Below are 20661 nucleotides of genomic sequence, written 5' to 3'. Positions count from 1 at the left end.
TCATCAATTTTTATATTTACGATAACTATAGTACTTTCTCTTATATTTAAATCCTAAATTATCTTCCTTGACATTAGACATAACCACTCCCAAAAGCTTGATATTGGCAAGCTTTATCGATTCGGTGGCATGTTTAAAGTGTTCATGTGTACAGATTTCTGGACGAACAACCATAACAATTCCCGTAGCGTTGACAGAAGCAACCAGCGCATCGGAAACGATATTGATCGGAGGTGAATCAATAAAAATATAATCGTACTTTTCCGACAGAGTTTTAAGCATCTGCTCCATAGCTTTGCTGCCAAGCAGCTCTGAAGGATTTGGCGCTATTGTCCCGGAAGATAATAGATCCAAAAATGGTCTTACATTTTTAGATATTGTATTTTCAAGCACGCACTCGTCGATAAGAACATCGGAAAGCCCGCGGCTGTTATCAATTTCAAAAAGCTTGTTTTGGACAGGCTTTCTTAGATCAGCGTCTATTATAAGTACTTTTTCGCTTTTTTGTGCCATTGCTATTGAAAGGTTCGCACAGGTCGTAGATTTTCCTTCGCTCGGGATTGAGCTTGTTATGACAATGATTTTTGCTTTATGGTCGTTTGTTTCCGATTTATTCGCGGCCAATGAGAATATTAAATTTGTTCGTAGTGTCTTATATGCTTCGGTAATTTGAAACGGTGAACTGTCATTGAGAAGGTTAATATCCTCTTCTCTGTCCCTTTTCCTTTGACGAGCCATAATTTGAATACCTTTCGTCGGATTTTAATGAAAAATTAGGAATTTCGCCGAGAATTGCGACCTGATAATTATCCTTAATATCTGATGTGCCTTTTATCCTGTTGTCTAACATATATATTAATAATATTAAAGCGATTGCTACAGCAACACCCATAAATCCACTGACAAAAGTATTCCGAAGCGATCTCGGATTGGACTGTACCGGATATTTCGGCATATAAGCATTATCTACAGGCTCACAATATCCGAATTTAACCACCGAGGTAAAAACTTCAGGAGCGGCATCCAAAACAGCGTTGCAAATATCGACAGAGGTCTGCATATTTGTTGTTGTTGAATAAATGACCATTATGGAGGTTTCGCTTAAAGATGATATGGAAAGAGAACCTCGGATATAATCCGCTGAATATTTATTATCAAGCTTTTCCGCTACTTCTTCACAAACCTTTGAGCTTTTTACCAGCTGTGTATATAGATTGACAAGCTCTTTTGCGGCATAAAACTCACCGGTAGAAAAATACCATTTACCGTCAGTAGACGAATAATTGGCGTTTGCAACATACATAGTGGCCTTCGCGGTATAAATGGGAATTTTATTATATTCGGTAGTAAAATAAGTAAATTCCGCTCCCAATACCGCAAACAACAGAATAATCCAAATGTTTTTGAAAAGCAATTTGAAAATCATGGTGAAATTAATTTTCTGAGTCATGTTCTGCCCTTTCTTTTATCATCATGAGCGATTCGAATAACATAATGCGTCTGCGGATTACTTCGTCTGCTTCTCTCGCGCTGTCCGGAGCAGAACAGCTCAGCTCGCCTTTTTTCATCAAAGCCAATCCATAAAACAACCAACAGACCCATCCGACAGGTAACAGCAGAGCGCTTTTTTTAATGAAAGAAAATTTTGCCGCTATTCGTTCTTTGGGCGGAAATATTGCGGCGGCAATTCTGCTTTTTTGATATTTTTTTAATTCCTTTAAATATGCTTTCCTGTCTCCCGCCCGTGCAAGACCGAAATATCTTAAAGCTTCACCGCTGTTTTCACGCTTTTTACCTATCCAGCCGCCTTCTTCAAGGTCATATATGAACATATCAAAAACATCGGCGGATACCGCCGAGCAACCAGGAAGCTCATCAAGAGAAAAGCTAAGATAATGTATCCCCAACGAGCATATTACATCATACAAGCTGCGAAAGCCCCATCTGTCAAGTGATGTCAGAAATCTTTGGAAATCTATGCGTCGTCTCTCATATCTGATATGCAGCAATATATCACATATCTGTCTTATCGAAGCGCCTGAATTTACAAAATGACCGGCAAAATGCGCGAACATATAGCATACCGCGTCGGTGGGGCCGAGTGACAGGCGTTTCGCGCCATAAACCTCGTATTCATCAAAAGGCTCTCTGACAGCATCCGACTCATTTTCACGGCAAAGCACATTATTTCTTATTATATCCGCGTAAAACGATGTGTGAAGCTCATATTCGCCGTATTCCGGACTGCGGCAGGAAGAATGGTTTGAAAACAGTGTTCGCGGAGCGACTTGAAAGCCCAGGGAGCGAAATACACATAACGCGCTTTCTTCGTCTTCATGGACGACATATATATCGGTATCGACAGACAAACGGTATTCCGGAACCTTATAGAACCTGGCGGCCGCCGTGCCTTTTAGCGTTACGGCTTGAATTCCCTTTGCTTTCAGAGCTTTTAGAACGGCGGTTTGCCCATCTTCATGTTTAAGTTTAGCGAATATATCGGTTTTTATAAGTGCTTTCCATACCACGCGATCGTTTTCCGTAACCGCCGGAGCACGTCCGGCCGCAGAAAGAAGAAGAAGAGCGGCGCGTACATTACGGCCGACAGTTTGCTCGTCCGCGAGCGTAAGAACTGTTTTAATCTCATTGATATCCGGTATAAAATCGTCAGGATATCCATCCGCGTCTCCGGTACACGCGGAAAGCGCGAACAGTCTCAGCATTTTTTCAAATGAAGCTGTCAAAAGGTTACCTTCGTTTTAACGTAGTATTGCGAAACCCACAACAGGATTTCAGTAATTATAAATAAAATTATGCAGATATCTAGTGCTTTTATCGAGGTCGGTCATAAGTATCATGAGCTTTGCTTTTCCGGTGTCGTAATATTGAGATTTATAGTTACCTTCATAAGGAAGATAAGCATATTCGAAATTTTTTATCCCGTTGGAAAGTATGCTTGACGCAAGGGACAGTATGGTATCGAGTTTCATATTTGTCTGCACCATGTTCAGGATATAGTTTATTACATCGGAAAATTCGGAAATACTTTTTATTGTTACAAACCTATGAAATAGCGCTTCCAGTACAATCTTTTGTCTGTTGGTGCGGGCAAAATCGGTTTTGCCAATCGAACGGTTTTGCATATACGCTCTCGCGCATGCGCCGGTAATAAGACATTTTCCTTCATGGATCTGTGAAGTAAATATTCCCCAACCTCCCCATTCAGCTTCTTTCTTTGTAATTTCTATTTCTATTCCGCCGAGAAGGTCGATTATACCTTCAACGCTGTCAAAGGTTACGGTTACATAATTCTGTATATCCATATCGTAGACGTCGTTTACGGTATTAATGCAAAGGCCTGTGCCGCCGAAGAAATATGCCGCATTTATTCTGTTCCAATGCCACCCTTCGATCGGGACAAGCGTGTCGCGCAAAAGCGATGTTACTTTTATATCTTTTGTTTTCTTATTATAACTGACAATCATCATCGCATCCGTGCGTCCTCTGTCGTGAAGCGGATCACGGGCATCGCGTCCCAATAAAATAATATTCAGTACATTGGGATCCTTTTGCGCAACTTTATATATAGTTGTCTTTGTACCTTTTGGCTCGACATATTTATCATATCTTACCCGCACTGGCTCTACATCTGAAGATCCGCCGGATGAACCGCCAGTGGAAACACCGGATGAACCGCCAGTGGAAACGTCGGAATTTTTGCCAGTAGTGTTATTATTTTCAGGCGTTATATCATCATTTGGTTCAGTATCATTATTACCTGATGTTGTCTGCACAGGTGGCGTATCGGTAATAACCGGATCAATTGACATCGGAGGTATTTCACCTTCGCCGATAATTTCGCTGATATCGTGAAGTTTGTCGGTATCAAGGACAGGAGGAATGTAATCTCCTGTCCGTTCCTGAATCGGAACCTCAGTATATACTTTGTTATACGCGATATACAGCGCAATAACTGTAACCGCAAGCGCTGAAACTATCATGATAGCAATTACCGTTAACACGATTCCTGCGGCTTTTTTCCATTTTGCATTGATTCTTTTTTTATCAGGAGCGGTTTTATCGGAAAGCTTTATATTTAAATCATTGTTTTTAGGCTCTTCTTCCCGCTTGTTTTTATTACCGTTCTCTTTATTGTTATTGTCGGTGTTCATTTTTTCCTCTGCGCAATATACGCAAAATATAAGTAAAGCGCTTCATTTTTTAAATTTTAACATATTTGTAACAAATTGTCAAGCATTGTCGATGCTTACAGTAAATATTTAATATGCTTATCCCTTTTTTAAAAGAAGTTTGTGTTTGTAATCATCCACATATAATTAAAGCGAGGTAAAACGGGACATGGCTGTCGAAGATAAGAAAATCCGATTAATAAGCTTTATTATAAAGGCAACCTATACCTAAATTAATATGTTATTATTGATCCTGAAATATCAGATATGTCACGAATGCTTTTTAACTTCATATAGTCCGCTATTCCCTTGATAACTGCTCTGGGTGTGTCAGGCTTTTTAAAAGCCGCGCTTCCGATTGCGATTGCGTTGGCTCCAGCAATCATCAGCTCAATGGCATCAGACGCCGTACATACGCCGCCCATCCCGATAATCGGCAGAGAGGTGATCCTTCTTACCTGCCATATCATTCTTACGGCGATAGGCTTTACGCAAGCGCCCGACAGCCCTCCGACATTGTTTTTTAGTATCGGACGGCGCGTTTCAATATCTATCCGCATACCAAGAAGCGTATTTATCATTGAAAGGCAATCGGCTCCGGCCGCTTCCGCAGCGCGTGCAATTTCGGTTATATCCGCAACGTTCGGAGACAGCTTTACGATCAGAGGTTTCTTCGATTTTAAACGCGCCGCTTTGACAACCTCCTCGGCAATCCTCGGATCTGTACCGAAATGCACTCCGCCTTGTTTTACATTAGGGCATGATATATTCATTTCGATAAAATCCACATCTGTATCAGACAATATCTCCGTCATACGCGCGTAATCATCCGCAGATGAACCCGCAATATTCGCAATTACGGTCGCGCCCCTTTCCTTCAGACGAGGGAGATGCTTTTTAACAAACATTTCCACTCCCGGATTCTGCAAGCCTATGCTGTTGAGCATTCCGGACGGAGTTTCCGCAATTCGCGGAGGAGGATTTCCTTCACGCGGCAGCAACGTAAGCCCTTTTACCGCGATAGCTCCCAGTTCTTCCGGTTTATAATAATCAAGATATTCTTCTCCAAAACCGCATGTTCCCGACGCCGTAACAACGGGATTCTTAAGCTTCACTCCCGCAATGGTCACACTCATATCCATATCAGATTTCACTCCAATCAACCTCCGACGCATTGAATACCGGTCCGTCGACACATACACGTTTGTAGCCCCTGCTTCCATCGGGCATAATTGTTCTAAATGCACAGCCAAGACACGCGCCCACTCCGCAGCCCATTCTTTCCTCAAGGCTGACAAAGCATTCAATGTTTGCTTTAATGCAGACCTCCGCAACAGTCTTCATCATTTTCATCGGCCCGCATACATATACGACGTCATACTGCTTTTTTATATTAAGCTCACTCAGAAGCTGAGCGGCATAACCTTTATATCCGGCCGAACCGTCATCAGTGCATAAATATACATTGCGACAGTATTTTCTAAAATCTTCTTCAAGGCATATTTTCGAACAGCATCTGAACGCAAGAATTGTGTCACAGCTTTCAGGCGAACTTTCTGCGCAAAACAACAGCGGAAAAATACCGATTCCGCCACCTACAAGGAGGATGCGTCTTCCCTTTGCAGCAGGAAAACCGTTTCCGAATGCGCCGAGGATATCAAGCTCTTCGCCTTCCTTCATTTCCGATAGAAGATTTGTACCTTTTCCTCTGATCTCATAACAGAATCTGATCGTTCCTTCCGTGCGAGAAGCTTCACATATACCAAACGGACGTCTTAAAAAGGTATCGCCTCCGCAGTCCACATGTATAATTTGGCCCGGTTCGCATTTTTTTGCTATATCAGGCGCATATAATGTAAACGAATAGCAGCTGTCGGAAATTCTTTCGCGTTTTTGGATTAGGGTCTTGCTGTTCATATCACATTCCTCTCAGATATTCGGATATAGCGGAATTAGCCACGGCTCTTCTGAGTCTGTAAAGAGCGGAGGATTCGCGCGTAAAGTGCACTCGGTTAGTTAAAAATATCATAAAAAATCCTGTTTCCCTGTCAACATACAGCGACGTGCCGGTAAAGCCGTTATGGCCGTAAGACAGCGGAGAAAAAAGATCACCGGTAGGAAATAATCCACCGTCGTAAAGCTCAAAGCCAAGCCCGCGCGAATCCCCTTTTTGCGGCGTATGATCGGTAATCGCAAGCTCAAAGGTTCTTTTGTTCAAATATATTTTATTTGAATATTTGCCTCTGTTTGAAAGCATTACTGCAAATTTAATAAGATCATCTACTGTTGAAAATACACCGGCATTTGCGGAAACACCGCCTTGATATCTTGCGTTTTCGTCATGTACTATGCCTTCGATATAACCGTTACAGCTCTCATTGTATTCAGTCACCGCCGAATTCATTCCCAAAAGCCGGGTGTCTTTCTTTGGGTTATACCCTGTGTGATTCATCCCAAGCGGTTCAAACACGTATTTATACGCAAGCATATCAAGGGTTTTTCCGGTAATTAATTCAAGTATCTTGCCAAGCAGAATATACCCCATGCAGGTATATTCAACTATTTCGCCCGGTGCATGAACAAGAGGCATATTCAATATCGAATTAATTATATCACGGTCATCTGGGACAGGCTTTTTAATTACTTTCTCAAGATGAAAATGGGCTTTTATCCCGCTTGTGTGGGTCATCAGCTGTTTTATTGTAATATTTCTTTTATCGTCAGGTGCAGACGGAAAAAAGAAACCGATCGAGTCGGTCAGGCATAGTGTGCCTTCTTCAATTAGCTTAAGCGCTATCATGGTCGTTGAAACAAGCTTTGAAAGAGAGGCAAGGTCAAATAGCGTATCAGTTTCGCATTTTATTGATTCCGGAAAAATTCCGGGAGGTGTAATACCGGTCGGTTTAATGTTATCCGGGTATACGCGTCTGTATCCAAAGGCCTTTTTATAAAAATCGCCGTTTCTGTTTCCGAAAGCAGCAACGGCACATGGTACATCAAAGCGTCCGACGGCTTTATATATAATATTTTCTGTATTTTCGAACATTTATGGCCATGCCTTTCCGCCGAACCGCTATCTTTTATGGCAGCTTCGGCTTGCCGAAATTGTGGTTTTTAATCGTGACGATTAGAAATAATTTGATTTATAGGATTTACCCTTTAATCCGAATCTTCTTTTCATATAAACAGTTATTATTATATAATACATTCGACAGAAAATCAACAATATATAAACAAAAACGCAAAACATGTGATGTGAATCCATATTGAACCGATTGAATTTTCTCAGCTTTTATGTTATTCTGTATGTGTAAACTGAATATTTGCCATCGGAGGACAGTACACCGTAGTGTAGGGGATCGTAAGCGATACGCTTGCAGGCCGCCTGTCGGATAAGATGTCGGGTGCGCCCGGTTTTGATATGATTTTCTGTCATGTCATAACCGGGCGTTTGTTATATGATAATGAAGGAGATAAGATAAATGAAAAACACAAAAGTAAAACTCGTACCAATGGAAAAAAACGACCGTAAGCAATTTGTTTTGGATAATCAACGCGCATTCAAGTATGGTGCGATCGAGGAATTCGGCAGACGCGACGAACACTTTGAAGAAGAAGGCGAAATCATTTCCCGCAAGACAATTGAGGACTCAATGGACGCGGATTATGCGGAAATATACAGAATCGTAGCTGATGGAAAAATTGTTGGTGGCGTAATTATATCAATCAATCTCAATACGAATTATAACGAATTGGTCTTGTTCTTCGTCAATCCCGAAGTTCACAGTCACGGTATAGGTTATGCCGCATGGCGGGAAATTGAAAAGTTACACCCTGAAACCGAGGTGTGGGAAACCTGCACACCGTATTTTGAAACGCGGAACATCCATTTCTATATCAACAAGTGTGGCTTTCATGCAGTGGAATTTTTTAATATACATCATCCTAATTCTCATATGCCTGACGGTGATCCGGACGGCAATCAAGAAGGAGATGGGGACGATATGATGTTCCGATTTGAGAAAGTGATGAAATAATTATCAGAGCCCATGATTCTCTCTGGCTATTTTCAATTCCTTATGGTATGCTTTTCCATTGAAAACGTCGTTGCCATTGAACCTCATAACACACTTATCATTCTTGACGAGGTACAAAAGGTTCCCGCAGTGTTCGGTTCGCTGAAATGCTTTGCGGGAGGACAATGAATCTGGCTATTATATTCTCCACATAAGTAAAAGCCAATGTAAAATAGCTTCTTTGATCTATTATTCCTTGTTGATTTCAACAGAAACACGTTCGATCAATCTTTTCAATTTCTCATCATCCTTCAAGCAGTCAAAAGCGCTGTCTTGTAATTTTGATATAAGTATTTCCAAGTGACCTTTACGCGATGTTGCATTTTTATAATAGGTTATAAAAGGCACCTGATGCAGCAATGGCATTCTGACCTGTATATCGTCCGTGAAATGAACTCGTGTTTCCAAGTCGTAATTTACCATTCTTTTAAGATATAATATCGCGCTGCTTTTATCGCCTGACTTTATACAGGCTTTCGCAATCAATACATACATATCTCCGCTTTCGCGCTCATGAACCGGCGGGATATACTTTTCATCCCCAAATACCGATTTTATCAGCGAGAAAGCCGAAGTATATACCATGATTGCGTCTGCATATTTACCGCACATAACCAATGCCCTACCGCTTAGTGCCATATTGTCAAGCATTGACTCAAGATGATAAACAAAGTCATATTGCCTGTTCTCGACTTCGCGGGTGTAGTCATGTTCGGAATGAGCTATAAACGCCGACATGTTGAAAACAGTCATATCGGCTCTGCTTGGGAACTGGTATGAATGTTCCGCAGCTTGGCTGGCATTTTCATAAGCAGAATGGAGTATGACCATGATCATATGCGCACGCAAAATATCGGCGGCGTTCTTTCCGTATGAGATGACGATATTAGCTTGCCGGATACTTTCTTCATATATATTTTTCGCGTGTTCGGCTATATTTTTCGCGTGTTCGGCATCATAACAGTCATTTTCTGGATAAGCAAGGGCAATACTGCGTTCAAGGCTGAATAGAAGCAATAAAATATTGTTGGGATAACGCTTTAAGCCTTCCTGAACAGTAAGATAACCTTCATACAAGCGTTTCGTTGTGCTTCGTCCGTCTTCATAGGTCTACTCCTGTGCTTTGTAGATGATTTTCATTGCCTCGTCATCGTCGCTTTCGCCGAATGTTCCGAAAAGTACATCGGTACTTACTCCGAAAATTTTGGCAATCGGCACAACCTGTGAAATATCTGGCATACCTGTATCGTTTTCCCACTTTGAAATTGCCGGAGCTGAGATGTTGAGTTGCTCAGCAAGTTCTTCCTGTGTCAAGTTTTGTTCCTTGCGCAAGCGCCTGATTATATGTCCCATTGTTTCTGCCATTATGATTCCTCCGTTTAGATTATTCCGGTACCGTTGTATACAGTATAGCAGGTTGCATTTCGAAATGGAAGCTATCCAACAAAAGGTACAACTTAACTGTGGGTTAATTTTATCAAACATTATTATCTATACTGCAGTATAATACTTGCAAGTACTAAAGTGAATGTATTTATAAATCCGCATCAACCACAGGGGAGAAAAACAGCATCTTTTTATTTGCATCAAACTCGGATTTTGAAAAGGCGAACGAAAGCAACGCATTTGCGAGCAAATGCTTCAACAATGCGATGATACGAAGATAGTTTGCGCTTTTGGTTTTGTTTTCAACAAGCATTGTTACCTCTAAATTTTTTTGCATCACACTTTTATGGACGACAATTTGATTACGATCACACATATTCCCTTGACATTATGCGTTACGTTGAGTATAATATGGGTACACTAATAAGCGAAAGAGGTGTTTGCTATGAAAAGAAACGCGATGCAGTCGCTTGTCGACTGGAAGAATAAAAAGCACCGTAAGCCGATGATCATCCGCGGTGCGCGTCAGGTCGGGAAGACATGGTTGATGAAAGAATTCGGAAGATGCGAATTCGAGAAAACCGCATATATCAACTTCGATAAAAACGAGCGCATGAAGCTGCTGTTTGAGGGCGGATTTGATATTCCGCGTATTCTACGCGGCCTTTCCATTGAAAGCGGCGTCGCTATTGAACTTCATAACACACTTATCATTCTTGACGAGGTGCAGGAGGTTCCCGCAGCGCTCGGTTCGCTTAAATACTTTGCGGAGGACAATGACTCCGACTATTATATCCTCGCTGCCGGTTCGCTTCTCGGTATTGCGCTCCATTCAGGAACATCGTTTCCGGTCGGGAAAGTTGAAAGTTTTGACATGTACCCGCTTACCTTTACAGAATTTCTCGGTGCCGTGGGGGAGAACATTCTCTTAGAACTTCTTCACGAGTGCGATTTTCAAATGATAACGGCGTTTAAAAGCAAGTTTGTCGACTTGCTTAAGCTGTATTATTATGTAGGTGGTATGCCTGAAGCGGTATATGTCTATGCCGAGAACGGAGGCCTGAAGGAAGTCCGCGCAATACAGTGCCAGCTTATTTCCGACTATGAACAGGATTTCTCCAAGCACGCACCGCCAGCTGTTGTTCCGCGTATTCAGATGGTGTGGGACGGTATTCCTTCACAGCTTGCTAAGGAAAACAAAAAATTTATCTACAGTGTACTGCGCGAGGGATCGCGGGCGAAAGACTTTGAGCTTGCTATTCAATGGCTTCTCGACTGCGGTCTGTGCCACAAGGTCGGTCGTGTCACTAAAAGCGGAATCCCGCTGAAGGCTTACCGTGATCTGCCATCCTTTAAACTCTATCTTGTGGATGTAGGACTTCTCGGTGCTATGGCTGACATTGACGAGAAAACGCTACTTCGAGGAAATGCTATTTTCACCGAGTTCAAAGGTTCAATGACCGAACAGTATGTCTGCCAGCAGCTTGCCGCCGAGGTCGGTGCGATTCCGTATTACTGGTCAGCGGAAAACTCGACGGGCGAGATAGATTTTCTTGTTCAGCACAGCGGTCATATTCTGCCGATCGAAGTAAAAGCCGAAGAAAACCTGCAAGCCAAAAGTCTGAAGAGTTTCATTTCGGCAAACGGTCTTCCAACCGGAATCAGAACCTCTATGTCAGATTACCGTGTTGAGGAAAAACTTATCAATTTACCACTTTATACTTTTTCCGAATTGTATTCTGTATACGATTCTGTCGTAACGGATTGAAATGAAAGATAAAATAGCGTGCTAAACAATACCGATATATTATTTTTACGTTTTTTATCCAGTCTACCAACATATCAAGTAGTCGGAATTTATCTATAGTTCTTATATGTTCGAGCATGATGACCGAGTCTTTATACGAATCGATTCATCGGAGTGTACTTGAATATGCGTCAGTATATCTGTTTTTGCTTTTAAAATGATTGCGGCTATAACGGTCGGCGAAAAGAGCTTTTATATATAATTCCATTATCTTTTTTCATCCTTTAATTTGATACCGTGCTAATGTATTTTCCGGTTTCAATATTAATGATCGCTATATTATTTAGAACATGGTAACCTGTCACATATCCTTGTGAATCGAAATTATATCCTTTCAACAGTATACCTATATAATTCCCGGAGTAAAGTGTTTTTGCTGCAGATGAAAGGGAGTAAATATAATATCCGTCAGGTAAGGTACACAGTAATACTCTGCTTTTTCCATCAGAAGTATATTTATAAATTTTATTACTCTGGTATTCGTAAATATCCTGTATTTTACCGTCATCAGTCTTTTCTTGGCCTATAAGTTTTGGTTCTGTTCTGTTATGGGTCACAAGCAGAAAACCATTATAACCTTTAACGGATACAACATCGCGGACAGCAATATTTTTCGTTCCGTCGTCAGACATATTATACAAATTAAAACTCATAGGCTTTACTCCGGTTACCTCAAGTCTATATTTTGCTTCACCCGCCACGATACCGCAGTAATCCTCGTTATAATCGGATACATTTTTATATTCAAGATCAGTAGTATATTCTGTCTGAAGCCCATCGTCATACCATAATAGCTTTCCGTCTTCCAATCCATCGATATGCTGCATATCATACAGCTCCGAATCGTTTAATTTAACGGAAAGAAAGGTTTTCATATCGTAATAGTATAAATTAACAATTGAAGTGTGTTCAGCATCGGGTTTATAATTAAAATTAACCGCATTGTAATATATTCTGTCATCTATCATGTAAGGATAATATATTTTTCCTTCTGCGGACAACAACGTTTCAACCTTACCGTTGGCAATATTATATTTGTTTATTTCATTGCCTTTAAAGTATATAATATAATCGTCATGCTTGTAAATTTCATCGCTTGCTCCGTAAAAAGGACAGCTGTCGCTATCATGTTTACACAAGGGGTCTTCACATAATGGCACAGCATAACCGTTTTCAATATTATATTTATATATTACATCATTAGGCTTGGCATACAGATAATCGTTGCTATTACCGCTTTTTATATACTTTTGTTCGCTGCTGCAAGACATAAACGAAAAGCATATTGACATCATCAATACGTATAAAAGAGTAAGCGAAAATACTTTTTTCATACCGATCCTTCTTTTCTTTATGTAGTTATGTTTTTTATATTGAAAATAAAGTATGGGAACCGAAAGCAGACACGCAGCGACGATATAGCACAAGCATCTGAACAGTAAAAACAATAAATCAGACCATATAATATTAATATGGACGCTTACTCCTGCAAATGTTCTTATGCTGCTTATGGGAGCTGAAAGCGACTCGGAACCGTAGTATTTATATAAACATGAGATATCAATTAAGGAAAACAGAATAATAAATAACAGCGACGCCCCGACGCAAGTTATATATTTATGCTTCAATATCGTATTTCTGCCATTGCGAGTTGCTCGTGTTATATTATCCATTCCGGATGTCACATCTACCGTAAACAGCACAAGCGTGATTAATAAAATAACAAGGCACAAGATAGAATCCGGAAAAGAGCGGAAGAAGAGCGTATACGCTTTATCGTATATCAAAAAGCCGCCGTTGTCATGTGCTTTCAAACAGCGGTAATAGTCTTCGATTTCCGAAAAAGCGTCGTCCGAAACGAACGCATTCCAGTATTCGCGCATATAACCGCGGTATTGTTCCTCTTCTATAACACCGTCTTTATACTGTTCAGTTATTGTGTCCTTCTGAGTAAGTATGTCGTCAATGCGTTGACGTTCCGTAAACATGAAAAGGTTTTTTTCCTCGGTAATCTCGCCACCTATCTTTTCTATATATAAATGAAAAATATCGTCTTTTTCATAGTAATTATCATATAAATAGCCTGTATAAAAAACCTTTGAAAGCGTTAGTATAATTACCAGAGGAATAAGGACTCTGTAAGTACACAATTTTAGAATCTCATATGCCGTTAAATTTTGCGGATAGGTTCTTTGTTTATATATACGCGTTTTTCTTATCGATTTTATCGAAAAATTAAATATGCGCAGACGGCTCGCCGTTCGTTTGAGATATAAAAAGATGCTTAAACCTGCAAGGACAAACAGTAAAAGCAAACCGATGACAAAAACGCAAAAAAGCCCGTCGGCGGCATATTCAAATATCTTATAGGAAAAGAACCTGTAGAATATGCTTTTCGATTCTAAAAACGTCCATAGATTTAAAAAATGCGTATATTCCGTTCCGGATATATCAATCGAATTGAAAGCGAAAATATTCAGCCCGCAAATCCCGACTGAAGCTATTAAAGAAATAATTGCGGAATGTGTCAGTAAAACCAATATCCCTGCGATAACCGCAAAAATATATAATCCAAATATTCTGATAAAAGTCTGTACTGCGGCAAAGCCGAAAATAGTAAATTTGTACGGCAGGTATTCGAATTCTGCTATCTGCTGTATAGGAGCCCCTCCGCCTGCGAACCCCGTCTTAAGTTGAAAAGCTTCAAGTGTGGTCAACGTTATCAATAAAGCGAACAGCATGGTTCCGCCAAGCAGAACTATAAGTTTAGCGCAAACGGCGCGGGAATTGCGTTTGCAATCGCGGAGGATGCTTCGCATACTCAGGTCTTCAGCAAACAGGTATACGGAAAGAAACAACACCGAAAGAAGCATAAATACATTCTGAAGGCTGTATTTAAAATATTCGTCCCATCCGCGTATATAACTTACTGTCAGCTTGTTGTTTTCATATAGCTTAGTATATCTGTTTATAACCTCCCTCTCGTACCGGTACATATATGAATTTTCTGGTACTTCGGACATCACGACTTTCGCATGGAACAGCACGGTGCGCATATCATCGTCATATTGTAATATGTATTTCTGCCTGTCTATGATGTTTTTTATGCAATAATAATCGGGGTTTGCCTGCAGCAATTCGATATCCTGAGAAAAATCGTATTCGTTAAAACGACTGTTTATTTCTTCCGGGGAACGCTCGTACACCGAATAATATTCCTTGGCGGTTTTTACGTCGGCGGCAGGCGCGGCAGCGCTGAAGAACGCCGCTACGAAATTTAACGCAAGACATACCATAAAAGCGAATAACGACAGCTTTCTTATTTTTAAAATTTCATATTTTAAAAGCAAGGCGATTCCCCCGTATAGTTATTTAACATCATTCGGATATCGTAATTTTATATTCCCCGGTTTTTATGTTTAGAATGATAATATCTTTTGCTATTTCCTTCCCCGCTATATAGCCTTTTTCATCGTATTCGTATTCCCAAAGCATTATCCCGATATACGGATAGCGTATCAGTGCCCCGTCGCTGTTTGTCATATTGAATATTACATAATTATCAGAGATACTGCAAAGCAATTTTTTATTTCCTCCGTCGCAGTCCGCGATATATATGTCGTTGCATTGATAATCATAAATCGCTGTCTCGCTTTCGTTCTCATCAAGAGCCGTTCCGACCTGCTTCGGGGTATCGGTATTATATAACAAAAGTATACAGTCGTCCATAACTTTAAAAGAAGCAACATTATCCGCAATCATATATTCATCACTGCCGGATTTTTTTTTAACAATCAGCTTAACTTTTATTGGTTGTCTATTAACTACTTCAAGTCTGTATTCATAGTTTTTAGATTGTATACTGTATTTTAAATCTGCTCCTTCGACTTTATTGCCGTATGAGAAATTTGTGGAATATGACATGTTAGTACCTATATCATCCCAATATATTTTATCATTTATTATCGTAGAACAAAAATTAAATCCGTAAAGTAATTCTTTATTTAACTGTATGCAGGAATTATCTTCAATGTTGAACCTGAAAAGGTCGATATTATTTACAAGCTCTCCGTTTTCTTTTTTAGTTGTAAGAGTATTGTAATAGATATATTTATCCGCCATAAAGGGATAAAACACGGCACCGTTCGTATCGTACAGCGTTTTCAAATCCCCGTCCGAGGTATCGTAAACGCAAATTTGGCTACCTTTTACGAAATATAATTTGTTCCCTACTGGCATCACAGCATCGACTATCCCGTAAAAAGGGCATTTATCGGAATCGTGATGGCATAACGGATCCTGACATACGGGCGTGGCGTAACCGGTTTGAATATTGTATTTATACAATACTCCGTCCACCGCCAAATATAAATATGAATCTTTTCCGGTATCCGCGCCGCTGGTATCGGGTGAGCTTCCGCTTGTGATATTAGCCGAACATGAAGTTAAAAACAATAGGCATAAAAGTACTAAAGTGATTATTTTTTTCATATTTATTTTTGCCGTGCCAAATATATATTTGGCACGTACATCCTTTTGCTTTCTAATATATAACAGTTGAATGAGTTATTTCCTCACAAATTGTCGGAAAAAAATTCAATAAATCTTATATTTGTTGCATTATATAAAAATTTACCAATGTTTGTTGTACAAAAGTGCCAGCTCTTATAAGCTGGCACAATATGTTATATAAATGTATCATTTAACACTTTCCGCAATTTTTATCATTTGCTCGATAGGTAAGGTATATCCACTGATCATATAATAATATTCGCCATCATTCCATATAATTTGACAATCGTCTGGATTATCGTTGTTTTGAGATAGTTTTGCTTCACATCCGTGTATTTGTATATCAGTTACCTTTACATTTTCACCGTTAATCCATACTGACCCGTCTTGAATTAATCCTTGTTGGTATGAAAAAAGGAATTCATTGTCTTTATAATATTCAATATAAACACTGGTTGAATCATTAGATAATATGTTTTCTTCCCAATCTGCGGATATATTCATTGGCTTTCGTACTATTTCTATCTCTGACGGTGGCGATGATTCATAGCTATAATTATTAAAATATATGTCAATATATTTATCATACCATTTTGTTACTGTTTTCCATAATGATTCGCGGACAGCTGAAACACTCATAATAGAACCGAAAATAATAGAAATTATAATTAATGCAGTAATGGCTATTCTGTTAAATACTACTTTTTTATGATTATATGAATTTATCGCTTTTTGTTCTGATAAAATCCTTTTTTTACGACGTAAATAAGCCTTATCGAATTTAACGGAGGATATGTCAAGCGCTTCAAGCATGGTGACATCGTCTGTATGGCAGTCGTAAACCGCGGCGCGAATTAAAAGTTCAAATTTTCTGTTATTTAAGTCTTGCATACAGCACATATCCTCCCTCTTTTTTTAGCAAATTCTTTGCACGTGTTAATCTTGTGCTGACGGCGGTTTCTGAAATGCTTAATATATCCGCAATTTGCGCATCTTTCATATTATTATAATACTTTAGTATTATTACATCACGATATTTTACATCAAGTTTCTCTATCGCATTTCGCACAATTGAAATGGTTTCTTCATTAATAATAATATCCTGTAAATTTTCTTCAATGTCATTTATCTCATGGTCATTATTTTCATCATCGCATATTGGTAGAGACATTTTTGATCGTATCTTTTTAGAATTGTACATATTTAGAGCGACACTTCTGCTGTATATAACAATCAACCGCTTTGTTTCCTCACACGAAATATCAACAAAGTTATCAATGTAATCTATTATTTTTATTATGGTATTATTTACGGCATCTTCCGCATCCTGTTTGTTTTTTAAGATGCTGTATGCAATCATATATATTTTTTTCTCGTATGTATCGTATATATTTTCCACTAATAAGCGATCTCTTTCATCCTTGATGGCTAATATAATGGGAATCATATATTTAAACCTCCGCTTCATCTATGAATTGAAATTTCTAACAAATGTTCATTATATAGAAACAAACGGTTATTTTTTTTTAACATTTGAAATCTGTTGTTTTTCATATAACTCTTATATCTATAATTTAAATTTCGAATATCCTGCTATATTTATTATACCAACGATACATCATAATAGCAAGTAAAATTAGTGTATTATTTTAATCCATTCATCAAATTATCGGTTAGTTATATCGGTGTTTTAATAAAAATAACCCGCCAATTATATTGCTTATTAGCGGATTTTACTTTATCACTGATTCATAAACGCAGACATTATCCTCTATTAAAATGACGCGATCATTTCTGACCGCGCCTGAGATAAGAAAGAACCACTATTCCGGTTGTTGGTCGGATTCGCGGTTCTTTTTCGGTAACGTCTTGTTGCTATCTTCAATTGCTTTGGACAGATCGAATCCGAATCGTATGCCCATGCGATATGCTTCCTTCGACATTTCATCGCTTGAATCGAACATAGCGACAATCAAGGATTCAAGCTTTACGACATCTTCCGGCGTAAGCACTGCGATCAGTTCCTCTTTCAGCTCCGAGACTCGCTTTGTACTGTCTGTGTAGCGTTTAGTATTTGCGCTGGATAAAGACTGCCATTCCATATTTCGTCGATTACGCTCATCTGAGACTACCTCCTTCAGCGACACACAATACTATACATCATTCCGAATAGCCAGAGAGAATCGGCAAAGTTCAGAAAGAATTATCATATGTAAAAGGTCAGGCTCGGTGTGAGACTGACCTTCGGCTTGTTACATCCCGATAATGCTCCAGAAGATTATCGAATAAGGAAACAAGTATTATCGGAACTTTTTTGAATCATCTTGACATTTGTCCGAAATCGTACTATAATAGCATAGTCCGATTTCGGACGATAAGGAGGGACATATGAAAACTGCATTATCTCAAAACATGAGGCGTTATAATTATTTGATGAGCGAAACCGGCGCTGTGTATCATGCGGCATCGGTAAAACTCGGAATATCCGACAGCGTACTGCAAATTCTGTACGCGGTATGCGATTCCGGCGATGGCTGCATACCTGTGGACATATGCCGTCTGACGGGGTTGACAAAGCAAACGGTCAATTCATCGCTCCGCAATCTTGAGCGGGACGGTATTATCGGATTTATAGCGGTTAACGCAAAATCAAAGAAAGTAGTGCTAACCGAAAAAGGAGTCCTTCTTTCCGAAAGCACGGTGGCAAAGATTATAAAAGCGGAAAACGATGTGTTCGATTCGTGGAGCGATGAGGAAGTCAGACAGTATCTGTCGCTGACGGAACGCTACCTTGTCGCATTAAAAGAAAAGGTCAAAGCATTATAATGATTCAGTTATCCGATCACTTCACCTCCCGCAAGCTGCTCCGCTTCACCTTTCCGTCTATCATTATGATGGTATTCATCTCCATTTACGGTGTCGTTGACGGTTTCTTCGTTTCAAACTTTGTCGGCAAGACACCGTTTGCCGCAGTCAATTTCGTCATGCCCGTTATTATGATTTTCGGCGGCGTCGGCTTTATGTTCGGTACAGGCGGAAGCGCGCTGATTTCAAAAACTTTAGGCGAAAGAAATAAGGAAAAAGCAAACAAGCTGTTCTCAATGCTGATTGCTACATCTGTCGTGTGCGGTATGCTGATCGCTGTTCTCGGTCTGCTTATAATCCGTCCGGTTTTATCCCTTCTCGGAGCAGAGGGAGAAATGCTTGACAACTGCCTGTTATACGCAAGCATTGTGATTCCCGCAATACCTGTTCTGTTTTTACAGTACGAATTTCAAGCTCTTTTTGTCACAGCGGAAAAGCCGAAGCTCGGTTTATATGTGACCATAGCGGCAGGTGTGACGAATATGGCGCTTGACGCGTTGTTTGTCGCCGTATTCAAATGGGGACTTGCCGGAGCCGCCGCCGCGACCGCTTTCAGTCAGCTTATCGGCGGAGTTCTGCCTGTGATTTACTTTTTACGTAAAAACACAAGCCTCCTGCAGCTCTCAAAACCCGTCTTTGACGGACACGCGCTTGCACGGATTTGCGCGAACGGCTCGTCTGAGGTTATGAGCAACATATCTATGTCGCTTGTGGGAATGCTGTACAATTATCAACTGCTCAAATACGCCGGAGAAAACGGCGTGGCGGCTTACGGTGTGATAATGTATGTCAATATGATATTTCTCGCCGTGTTCATCGGCTTTTCCATCGGAACGGCTCCGGTTATCAGCTTTCATTTCGGCGCACAGAACCATAACGAGCTAAAAGACATTCTCAAAAAGAGTCTGACGATCATAGCCGTGTTTTCTGTCTGTATGTTTACCGCCGCTCTTTTATTGTCAAAACCGCTCGCGCTTCTGTTTGTCGGTTATGACACCGGGCTGATGGAAATGACACTCCACGCCTTTCTCATATTTTCTTTTTGCTTTTTGTTCGCCGGCCTTGCTATTTTCGGCTCGTCCTTCTTCACAGCACTCAACGACGGCTTGATTTCGGCGCTCATTTCATTTTTGCGGACGCTTGTATTCCAGACCTCCGCGATAATGCTCCTGCCGCTGATATGGAAGCTTGACGGAATCTGGATTTCCACGGTCGTAGCCGAGGTTATGGCGGTAGCGGTAACTGTCGTGTTCTTGATAGGAAAACGCAAAAAATACAAGTATTAACGAGGAGAAATTGAAATGCTAATCGAAACCGAAAGACTGATGCTTCGCCCCTTTGAAACGAAGGACGTTCAAGACCTTTACTCATATCTGCATACCCCGTCGGTACATTGTTTTATGGATATGAAGCTTGAAACAATGGAGGACGCCCGAAACGGTATAGCAGAAAGAATGAACGACACGACAGGACTGTATCTCGCAATTGTTCTGAAGGAAAATGGAAAAGTAATCGGCGAACTGTTTGCAGGGCCTGAAAGCACAGACCCAACCGATAGCGTACAAGATACCTATTCTCCATGTTGGATGCTGAACTCGGATTATCAAGGCAAGGGTTATGCTTACGAAGCCGCTCACGCATATTATGATTTGCTGTTCAATAAAATGAGTGCAAGACGAATTTATACTTAATGCCCGCTGAACAAAAGAAAATATACAGCAAGGCAAGACAAATCGCAAGAATTATGGTATAATAAGTGCAAGGAAAATGGCCGAAACATGTTAAAAAGCTTGCACTTGGGGGCGACGAGATGTATAAATACAGC

The 20661-nt window shown here is 40.2% G+C and carries 22 protein-coding genes; 6 read left to right on the top strand and 16 right to left on the bottom strand.

Going from position 1 to position 20661, the window contains the following annotated elements; all coding sequences use genetic code 11:
- Positions 1 to 3: 3 nt before the first annotated feature.
- The 8 genes from VB118_01425 to VB118_01390 all read right to left on the bottom strand — a co-directional run bounded on the left by VB118_01425 (position 4) and on the right by VB118_01390 (position 7626).
- Positions 4 to 738 (bottom strand): CpsD/CapB family tyrosine-protein kinase, encoded by a 735-nt coding sequence (locus VB118_01425; protein MEA4831259.1) that lies wholly within the window; start codon positions 736 to 738, stop codon positions 4 to 6.
- Complete coding sequence (locus VB118_01420) at positions 698 to 1450, bottom strand: Wzz/FepE/Etk N-terminal domain-containing protein (GenBank protein MEA4831258.1); 753 nt, start codon at positions 1448 to 1450, stop codon at positions 698 to 700. Before VB118_01420 ends, VB118_01425 begins: the two co-directional genes overlap by 41 nt.
- On the bottom strand, positions 1434 to 2744 hold the full coding sequence (locus VB118_01415; GenBank protein ID MEA4831257.1) for a nucleotidyltransferase family protein: 1311 nt from the start codon (positions 2742 to 2744) through the stop codon (positions 1434 to 1436). The genes VB118_01420 and VB118_01415 overlap by 17 nt, the downstream gene beginning before the upstream one ends.
- A gap of 48 nt (positions 2745 to 2792) precedes the next feature.
- Positions 2793 to 4172 (bottom strand): LCP family protein, encoded by a 1380-nt coding sequence (locus tag VB118_01410; GenBank protein MEA4831256.1) that lies wholly within the window; start codon positions 4170 to 4172, stop codon positions 2793 to 2795.
- Between the two features lie 251 nt (positions 4173 to 4423).
- Complete coding sequence (locus tag VB118_01405; GenBank protein MEA4831255.1) at positions 4424 to 5332, bottom strand: dihydroorotate dehydrogenase; 909 nt, start codon at positions 5330 to 5332, stop codon at positions 4424 to 4426.
- Position 5333: 1 nt separating this feature from the next.
- Positions 5334 to 6107 carry a dihydroorotate dehydrogenase electron transfer subunit gene (locus VB118_01400; protein MEA4831254.1) on the bottom strand — a complete coding sequence of 258 codons (774 nt, stop codon included), beginning with the start codon at positions 6105 to 6107 and terminating at the stop codon, positions 5334 to 5336.
- A gap of 1 nt (position 6108) precedes the next feature.
- On the bottom strand, positions 6109 to 7236 hold the full coding sequence (locus VB118_01395) for a serine hydrolase domain-containing protein (protein MEA4831253.1): 1128 nt from the start codon (positions 7234 to 7236) through the stop codon (positions 6109 to 6111).
- Between the two features lie 246 nt (positions 7237 to 7482).
- Positions 7483 to 7626, bottom strand: coding sequence for a hypothetical protein (locus tag VB118_01390; GenBank protein ID MEA4831252.1), 144 nt, complete (start codon positions 7624 to 7626; stop codon positions 7483 to 7485).
- Positions 7627 to 7672: 46 nt separating this feature from the next.
- Between VB118_01390 and VB118_01385 the strand changes: the two genes are divergently transcribed.
- Together VB118_01385 and VB118_01380 are read left to right on the top strand one after the other, a co-directional pair.
- Positions 7673 to 8227, top strand: a complete 555-nt coding sequence (locus VB118_01385; protein ID MEA4831251.1) for a GNAT family N-acetyltransferase — start codon at positions 7673 to 7675, stop codon at positions 8225 to 8227.
- A 12-nt stretch (positions 8228 to 8239) separates the two neighbouring features.
- The gene (locus tag VB118_01380; GenBank protein ID MEA4831250.1) at positions 8240 to 8395 is read left to right on the top strand and encodes a hypothetical protein; all 156 of its coding nucleotides are present in this window, start codon (positions 8240 to 8242) and stop codon (positions 8393 to 8395) included.
- A 60-nt stretch (positions 8396 to 8455) separates the two neighbouring features.
- Here the strand turns inward: VB118_01380 and VB118_01375 are convergent, their stop codons facing one another.
- The 3 genes from VB118_01375 to VB118_01365 form a co-directional block, all read right to left on the bottom strand.
- The gene (locus VB118_01375; protein MEA4831249.1) at positions 8456 to 9343 is read right to left on the bottom strand and encodes a hypothetical protein; all 888 of its coding nucleotides are present in this window, start codon (positions 9341 to 9343) and stop codon (positions 8456 to 8458) included.
- 33 nt (positions 9344 to 9376) lie between these two features.
- On the bottom strand, positions 9377 to 9631 hold the full coding sequence (locus tag VB118_01370; GenBank protein ID MEA4831248.1) for a helix-turn-helix transcriptional regulator: 255 nt from the start codon (positions 9629 to 9631) through the stop codon (positions 9377 to 9379).
- Between the two features lie 169 nt (positions 9632 to 9800).
- On the bottom strand, positions 9801 to 9965 hold the full coding sequence (locus tag VB118_01365) for a hypothetical protein (GenBank protein MEA4831247.1): 165 nt from the start codon (positions 9963 to 9965) through the stop codon (positions 9801 to 9803).
- 132 nt (positions 9966 to 10097) lie between these two features.
- On the opposite strand from VB118_01365, the gene VB118_01360 reads away from it, so the two are divergent.
- Positions 10098 to 11420 (top strand): ATP-binding protein, encoded by a 1323-nt coding sequence (locus VB118_01360; GenBank protein ID MEA4831246.1) that lies wholly within the window; start codon positions 10098 to 10100, stop codon positions 11418 to 11420.
- A 263-nt stretch (positions 11421 to 11683) separates the two neighbouring features.
- Here VB118_01360 and VB118_01355 read toward each other — a convergent pair whose 3' ends face one another.
- The 5 genes from VB118_01355 to VB118_01335 all read right to left on the bottom strand — a co-directional run bounded on the left by VB118_01355 (position 11684) and on the right by VB118_01335 (position 18073).
- Complete coding sequence (locus VB118_01355; GenBank protein MEA4831245.1) at positions 11684 to 14809, bottom strand: hypothetical protein; 3126 nt, start codon at positions 14807 to 14809, stop codon at positions 11684 to 11686.
- Between the two features lie 28 nt (positions 14810 to 14837).
- Positions 14838 to 15950, bottom strand: a complete 1113-nt coding sequence (locus VB118_01350; protein MEA4831244.1) for a hypothetical protein — start codon at positions 15948 to 15950, stop codon at positions 14838 to 14840.
- A 207-nt stretch (positions 15951 to 16157) separates the two neighbouring features.
- The gene (locus VB118_01345; GenBank protein ID MEA4831243.1) at positions 16158 to 16862 is read right to left on the bottom strand and encodes a DUF4367 domain-containing protein; all 705 of its coding nucleotides are present in this window, start codon (positions 16860 to 16862) and stop codon (positions 16158 to 16160) included.
- Positions 16846 to 17418, bottom strand: coding sequence for an RNA polymerase sigma factor (locus VB118_01340; GenBank protein ID MEA4831242.1), 573 nt, complete (start codon positions 17416 to 17418; stop codon positions 16846 to 16848). Before VB118_01340 ends, VB118_01345 begins: the two co-directional genes overlap by 17 nt.
- Before the next feature lie 376 nt (positions 17419 to 17794).
- Complete coding sequence (locus tag VB118_01335) at positions 17795 to 18073, bottom strand: hypothetical protein (protein MEA4831241.1); 279 nt, start codon at positions 18071 to 18073, stop codon at positions 17795 to 17797.
- A 286-nt stretch (positions 18074 to 18359) separates the two neighbouring features.
- On the opposite strand from VB118_01335, the gene VB118_01330 reads away from it, so the two are divergent.
- From VB118_01330 to VB118_01320, 3 genes are read left to right on the top strand one after another with little or no spacing between them, the layout of a single operon-like run.
- A complete protein-coding gene (locus tag VB118_01330; protein MEA4831240.1) occupies positions 18360 to 18797 on the top strand; it encodes a MarR family transcriptional regulator in 438 nt (145 codons plus the stop codon).
- Complete coding sequence (locus VB118_01325; GenBank protein ID MEA4831239.1) at positions 18797 to 20122, top strand: MATE family efflux transporter; 1326 nt, start codon at positions 18797 to 18799, stop codon at positions 20120 to 20122. Before VB118_01330 ends, VB118_01325 begins: the two co-directional genes overlap by 1 nt.
- A gap of 15 nt (positions 20123 to 20137) precedes the next feature.
- Positions 20138 to 20527 carry a GNAT family N-acetyltransferase gene (locus tag VB118_01320; protein ID MEA4831238.1) on the top strand — a complete coding sequence of 130 codons (390 nt, stop codon included), beginning with the start codon at positions 20138 to 20140 and terminating at the stop codon, positions 20525 to 20527.
- The last annotated feature ends 134 nt before the right edge of the window (positions 20528 to 20661 follow it).

Source organism: Oscillospiraceae bacterium, assembly GCA_034925865.1.
GTDB lineage: Bacteria > Bacillota > Clostridia > Oscillospirales > SIG627 > SIG704.
This window is presented reverse-complemented; position numbering and strand designations above follow the sequence as displayed.

Excerpts from the sequence above, each read along its gene's own strand:
- VB118_01425 (MEA4831259.1), bottom strand. The coding sequence starts at position 738 with ATGGCTCGTCAAAGGAAAAGGGACAGAGAAGAGGATATTAACCTTCTC.
- VB118_01420 (MEA4831258.1), bottom strand. The coding sequence starts at position 1,450 with ATGACTCAGAAAATTAATTTCACCATGATTTTCAAATTGCTTTTCAAA.
- VB118_01410 (MEA4831256.1), bottom strand. The coding sequence starts at position 4,172 with ATGAACACCGACAATAACAATAAAGAGAACGGTAATAAAAACAAGCGG.
- VB118_01405 (MEA4831255.1), bottom strand. The coding sequence starts at position 5,332 with ATGGATATGAGTGTGACCATTGCGGGAGTGAAGCTTAAGAATCCCGTT.
- VB118_01400 (MEA4831254.1), bottom strand. The coding sequence starts at position 6,107 with ATGAACAGCAAGACCCTAATCCAAAAACGCGAAAGAATTTCCGACAGC.
- VB118_01395 (MEA4831253.1), bottom strand. The coding sequence starts at position 7,236 with ATGTTCGAAAATACAGAAAATATTATATATAAAGCCGTCGGACGCTTT.
- VB118_01390 (MEA4831252.1), bottom strand. The coding sequence starts at position 7,626 with ATGACAGAAAATCATATCAAAACCGGGCGCACCCGACATCTTATCCGA.
- VB118_01385 (MEA4831251.1), top strand. The coding sequence starts at position 7,673 with ATGAAAAACACAAAAGTAAAACTCGTACCAATGGAAAAAAACGACCGT.
- VB118_01380 (MEA4831250.1), top strand. The coding sequence starts at position 8,240 with ATGATTCTCTCTGGCTATTTTCAATTCCTTATGGTATGCTTTTCCATT.
- VB118_01370 (MEA4831248.1), bottom strand. The coding sequence starts at position 9,631 with ATGGCAGAAACAATGGGACATATAATCAGGCGCTTGCGCAAGGAACAA.
- VB118_01365 (MEA4831247.1), bottom strand. The coding sequence starts at position 9,965 with ATGCTTGTTGAAAACAAAACCAAAAGCGCAAACTATCTTCGTATCATC.
- VB118_01360 (MEA4831246.1), top strand. The coding sequence starts at position 10,098 with ATGAAAAGAAACGCGATGCAGTCGCTTGTCGACTGGAAGAATAAAAAG.
- VB118_01350 (MEA4831244.1), bottom strand. The coding sequence starts at position 15,950 with ATGAAAAAAATAATCACTTTAGTACTTTTATGCCTATTGTTTTTAACT.
- VB118_01345 (MEA4831243.1), bottom strand. The coding sequence starts at position 16,862 with ATGCAAGACTTAAATAACAGAAAATTTGAACTTTTAATTCGCGCCGCG.
- VB118_01340 (MEA4831242.1), bottom strand. The coding sequence starts at position 17,418 with ATGATTCCCATTATATTAGCCATCAAGGATGAAAGAGATCGCTTATTA.
- VB118_01335 (MEA4831241.1), bottom strand. The coding sequence starts at position 18,073 with ATGGAATGGCAGTCTTTATCCAGCGCAAATACTAAACGCTACACAGAC.
- VB118_01330 (MEA4831240.1), top strand. The coding sequence starts at position 18,360 with ATGAAAACTGCATTATCTCAAAACATGAGGCGTTATAATTATTTGATG.
- VB118_01325 (MEA4831239.1), top strand. The coding sequence starts at position 18,797 with ATGATTCAGTTATCCGATCACTTCACCTCCCGCAAGCTGCTCCGCTTC.
- VB118_01320 (MEA4831238.1), top strand. The coding sequence starts at position 20,138 with ATGCTAATCGAAACCGAAAGACTGATGCTTCGCCCCTTTGAAACGAAG.